This window comes from Streptomyces sp. NPDC042638 (genome assembly GCF_040647235.1).
Lineage (GTDB): Bacteria > Actinomycetota > Actinomycetes > Streptomycetales > Streptomycetaceae > Streptomyces > Streptomyces rameus.
The window spans coordinates 1-4,747 of sequence record NZ_JBEZBT010000126.1 but is presented as its reverse complement, the minus strand read 5'-3'; the positions used below and the strand labels follow the sequence as shown (position 1 = coordinate 4,747).

General features: G+C 74.1%; 4 protein-coding genes. 2 read left to right on the top strand and 2 right to left on the bottom strand.

Features of this window, described 5'->3' with window-relative positions; translation table 11 throughout:
• Window positions 1-291: 291 nt before the first annotated feature.
• Window positions 292-606, bottom strand: coding sequence for a hypothetical protein (locus AB0B40_RS37925; RefSeq protein ID WP_345048492.1), 315 nt, complete (start codon window positions 604-606; stop codon window positions 292-294).
• A complete protein-coding gene (locus tag AB0B40_RS37920) occupies window positions 585-1,202 on the bottom strand; it encodes a hypothetical protein (RefSeq protein WP_345048494.1) in 618 nt (205 codons plus the stop codon). The genes AB0B40_RS37925 and AB0B40_RS37920 overlap by 22 nt, the downstream gene beginning before the upstream one ends.
• Window positions 1,203-2,275: 1,073 nt before the next feature.
• Between AB0B40_RS37920 and AB0B40_RS37915 the strand changes: the two genes are divergently transcribed.
• Both AB0B40_RS37915 and AB0B40_RS37910 read left to right on the top strand, forming a co-directional pair.
• Window positions 2,276-3,613, top strand: coding sequence for a GAF domain-containing SpoIIE family protein phosphatase (locus AB0B40_RS37915; RefSeq protein ID WP_345048520.1), 1,338 nt, complete (start codon window positions 2,276-2,278; stop codon window positions 3,611-3,613).
• A 276-nt stretch (window positions 3,614-3,889) separates the two neighbouring features.
• The gene (locus AB0B40_RS37910) at window positions 3,890-4,531 is read left to right on the top strand and encodes a carbonic anhydrase (protein WP_345048495.1); all 642 of its coding nucleotides are present in this window, start codon (window positions 3,890-3,892) and stop codon (window positions 4,529-4,531) included.
• Window positions 4,532-4,747: the final 216 nt, after the last annotated feature.

The window sequence follows — 4,747 nt, the reverse complement described above, 5'->3', positions numbered from 1 at the left end:
CACCTCGGGGCACCCGGCGGGACCCCGTCACCGCGGGAGGTCGTCGCCGGGCCGGGGGCGGGGCGGCCGGGGGCCCGGCCGCCCCCGGGGGGCCCCCACTCGTGTGAAAGGCACCCTGCCGAAGTGGTTTGGGACGGATCCGGCGCATCGGACGTACCACAGGGTGCGTGTGCGCTGCAGCGGCCTCGCAGGATCAGCAACGGAACCCTCTGCACCTGCTATGACCGTGGGGCCGCTGCACCCGGCCCATTCCCGGCCCATTCCCGGCGCATTCCGGTGCGGTCTCGGCGGTCAGCCGGGCGGCCTGCGGCGGGTGCGCAGCGCCGGTACCAGGCAGACCGTGGTCGCGACGACGGCGAGCGAGGCGGGCAGGCGTGCCCATGAGGTGCCGGCGACCGGAGCCTGGGCGGCCAGCAGCACCACCGCGCTCGCGGCGGCGGCCGTCAGTGCGGGTGTCGCCCGCGGACGGCCGGGCGGGACGGTGACAGCGGCTGTCCACGCATCGGTGACGAGCAGGTAGGCGAGGAACAGGGCGGCGATGCAGGCGACCAGCCAGACCGCGGGGCCGGTGAGGGCCGCGACCGCTATCGCCGCCGCCGGGAGCACTGTCGTCCTGTAACGGGCCGCGAAGGCCGGTGCGGATACCGCCACAGGCGCAGCGCGGCGGTCACGACGAGCAGGGCGATGCCGAGCCCGAGCAGGACGTGCGTCAGCCCCCAGTGCACACCGTGGCCGGCGTGCCCGGCAGGCTGTGCCGGTGGCACGGTGGGCAACGGGTCCGGCCGCCGACTGGGGCGCGGTGACGACTCGTGGCCGCTTCCGGAGCCGCCGCTTCCGGAGGAACCGAACCGGTGCAGGACGATGACGAGCAGCGGGACGACCAGCGACGCGGCCGTCAGGACGCGGCTCACGCCGTCGACCATCCGCTGTTCCACCGGGGTGAGTTCGCGGGCAGCGCCCACCTGCTTCCGGTACTTCTCGCGCAGCGCCAGGCAGCCGAGGAGCGACAGACGGGCGAGGCCGACCACGAGGACGGGGTTGCCGCCGAGACGTCCGCGGCCCTTGGCGAACACGCCCCTGTCGGGGTGCAGCAGCAGTGCTCCCAGGACCAGTCCGCACACCACCAGCACCGTCGGCGCGGCCTGTGCGGCGCCGACCGTGCTGTGCCGCCGTCGCCCGCCCGCCGTACGCTCCCGCCCCACCGCCGCGACCCCTCCTTCGTGATCGGCGGCTTCGCACACCGGTCGACGGCGTGTCAGCAGGGGGTCGCCGGTGGGGCGGCCGAGGCGGGAGCCCAGCGCGCCACCCGCCGCTTCACGTCGTGCGTGCGCTGCGGCCACGCACCGCGATGCCGACCGTCCGTCGCACCCGGTGCCGAAGCGACCCGCGCTGAGTACTGATTCCTGACCTCCCGGTTTCACCGCGAGCGCCCGGGGCGAGTGTGCGGTGGAGCCCGGCACGCCACCCGTGCCACGCGGCTCGCTCATCGGCGGGAACGACACTGGCTCGCCTGGACGATGAGGGTGGCCGGTTCTGGCGGTCGTCCCTGTCGGCCGAGTTCGCGCCGACGTCACGCCGCCCGGCACCCCGCACTCCGCGCTGACCCGGGATTCCGCGGCCGTACGGCCGTACTGGTCGGCGACGGCGCTGACGGCCGCGCCGGGCCGAGTGCCCTGGCGGAGTGGACCCGGGCCAGGGCAGACTCACCTGACGGCATCCGCTCCCCGCCGGGAGCCGCGTCTCCCGCCCGCCATCGCGGCGGCACCGTGGTCGCCGCCGCGTGCCACGACGGTTCCTGCCGGCTGACCGCCCGGGGCATCGGGGCACGGGTCGTCGGCCGCGGGTTCTGGCAGGACGGTCGCCGCCTGGTCCTGTGGTGCGCCGACGACGTGGTGCTGTGGGAGGGCGGGTTCGACTGCCGGGCCGTCGCCGGCGCGTACGCGGGCGGCACGGTGCGCTACTGCGACGGTACCGAACTTCGTCACGCTGCGGCCGGTGAACAACGACTGACGGGTCCCTGCCGGACACGGCCGAGGAGCATGACGGCCTTCCTCGGACTCGCTCGCTGTCCGGGCCGGACGGTCACGTCACCAGGCCCCGGCTTCCGAGCCTCGTAGCGGCTGCGGCCCTGCCTGCCGCGTGTGCTGTGGGATACCGTGGCTGCTGCGTCACATCTCTTGACGCAGCGGTGCGCGGGTGGGATGGCCGCCGTGGCGGTGTCTGCCCGGTGCCGGGCGGTGGCCTGAGGGCGGGGATGCTCGTGACCGTACAGCCCATGTTCGTCGGGGGAACCCGGCCCGACGGGTTGCCCGCGGCGCTGTCGGATCCGCGACGCCTGGCCGCCGTGGAGGCGACCGGGCTGCTGGGCACCGGGCCGGACGACGTGTTCGAGGATCTCGCGCAGGTGGCGGCGGCGGTGACCGGGTGCGGCCGTGCCTTCATAACGCTGGTCGACGAGCACCGTTCGTTCTGGAAGTCGTGCGTCGGCGTGGACGCCGCGGACATCTCCCAGCGGCAGAACCCGGTCGCGGAGAGCTTCTGCTACTTCCTGGTCGGTCTGGACGGCGCTCCGTTCGTGGTCGAGGACGCCGCCGCTGATCCCCGGACCGCCGGCCATCCGGCGGTGGGACCGATGAAGATCGGCGCCTGGGCCGGCTACCCCGTCCTGGGCCGGGGCGGTGAGGTGCTGGGCAGCATGTGCGTGATCGATGAGAACCGGCACGCCTGGCAGCCCGCCGAGCTGGCCACCCTGGCCACCATGGCCCGCGCGGTGAGCAATGAGATCAATCTGCGTGTCTCGCTCACCACCGTGCAGGACGCCCTGACCAGCGCCCGCGAGGCGCTGGAGACATCCACCCTGCTGGCCCGCAGCCTGCAGGACAGCCTGCTGCCCCCGGTGCTGAGCCGGGTGCCCGGTCTGGAGACCGCGGCCTCCTACCTCCCGGCGGCCGGCGGCACGAGCGTGGTCGGCGACTTCTACGACCTCTTCCGTGCCAAGGGACCGTGGTGGTGCACCGTGATGGGCGATGTGTGCGGCAAGGGAGTGGAGGCCGCGAAGGTCACCGCCCTCGCCCGCTACACCCTGCGCGCCGAGGCCACCCAGCACCTCTCGCCCGCCACCGTGTTCGAGCACCTGAACTCCGCCCTCATCGACCAGCGACAGGGCGAACGGTTCCTTACCGCCGTCTACGCCACCTTCCGCACCACCCCGGGCGGTATCGCGGGACGGTTGTGCACGGCCGGGCACCCCCCGGCCCTGATCCGGCGCGCCGATGGCCGCGTCCAGGAGATCGGCAGGCTGGGCAGCCTGCTCGGCGTCCTGCCCGAGGTCAAGCTCACCGACGTCCGTTTCCGCCTCGCCCCCGGCGACGCGCTTCTGCTCTACACCGACGGCGCCACCGAAGCCCGCGCCCGGCGCACCCCCACGTCCGGCGAGCGCCCGCTGTTCGGCGAGGCCGCCCTGACCGCCGCGTTCGCCGACTGCGCGGGCCTGGACGCATCGGGCATGGTCCGCCACCTCGCCGGCACCCTCACCGCGCACAGTGAAGGATGGGCCAGCGACGACACCGCCTTGCTCGCTCTGCGGGTCCCGCCCCGCCCACCGGCGCCCTGACCCGTCTCCGGCAGGGGCTGCACCGCGTCACGGCGGGTGGCCACACCCGCGGCCCGGGCGTCTGTCCGGCGCCCTGACCGGCCTCCGGCATGAGCTTCACCGCGTCACGGCGGGCGGCCACGGAGCTGCACCGCGTCACGGCGGGCGGCCACACCCGCGGCCCGGGCGTCCGTCCGGCGCCCCGAGCCCTCGCAAGGCGGTCAGCGTGGCCCGACCCGGTGAGTCTCGGTGGGACCAGGCGGTGCGACGGCCGGTGCCGCGTCTTAGGCTGCGGTCATGACCGACATCAACGCCCCGACGCCCCGCGACGCCTTCGAACTGCTGCTGGCCGGTAACCAGCGCTTCGTCGCAGGCTCCCCCGAGCACCCGAACCAGGACGCGACCCGCCGCGCCGAGATCGCACCGTCCCAGCAGCCCTTCTCCGTGCTGTTCGGGTGTTCCGACTCCCGGCTGGCCGCCGAGATCATCTTCGACCGCGGCCTCGGCGACCTCTTCGTCGTGCGTACCGCGGGCCACGTCATGGGTCCGGAGGTGCTGGGGAGCATCGAGTACGGCGTCGACGTGCTGGGCTGCCCGCTGGTGGTGATCCTCGGCCACGACTCCTGCGGCGCCGTCGGTGCGGCCTGCGCCGCCCTGGAGAACGGTGTGACACCGGCCGGATACATCCGGGACGTCGTCGAGCGGGTGACCCCCAGCGTGCTGGCAGCGCGGGCCGCCGGACAGGTCGAGCCCGAGGAGATCCTCGCCGAGCACATAAGGCACACGGTCGACCTGCTGCTGGACCGCTCCCGGGTTCTCGCCGAGAAGGTCGCCGCCGGGCAGGCCGCGGTGGTGGGCCTGTGCTACCGCCTGGCCGACGGCAGCGCGCAGCTCGTCGCCTCCCGCGGCCTGGACACGGCGGTCCCCGCCGCATCCTGACCGCGGCGGATCCACCAGGAAACAGCCACGTCAAGGCTCGCCTTCAGGACCGGGCCGCAGGCAGGAACCGGCCCGTCGAGCACGGGACGACCCTGTGGCCCGGCAGGCAGTACCAGTTCGGCATGTCCAAGATCTCGGACCACGACTTGGGATAACGACTTCGGCCCACGGTTCCGCCCCCACCTGGACCACTAGCGGCTCCGGCGCGCGGCCCGA

Bases quoted from the DNA above. Each gene is read 5' to 3' on its own strand.
- AB0B40_RS37910 (WP_345048495.1), top strand. From the start codon at position 3,890: ATGACCGACATCAACGCCCCGACGCCCCGCGACGCCTTCGAACTGCTG.
- AB0B40_RS37915 (WP_345048520.1), top strand. From the start codon at position 2,276: ATGTTCGTCGGGGGAACCCGGCCCGACGGGTTGCCCGCGGCGCTGTCG.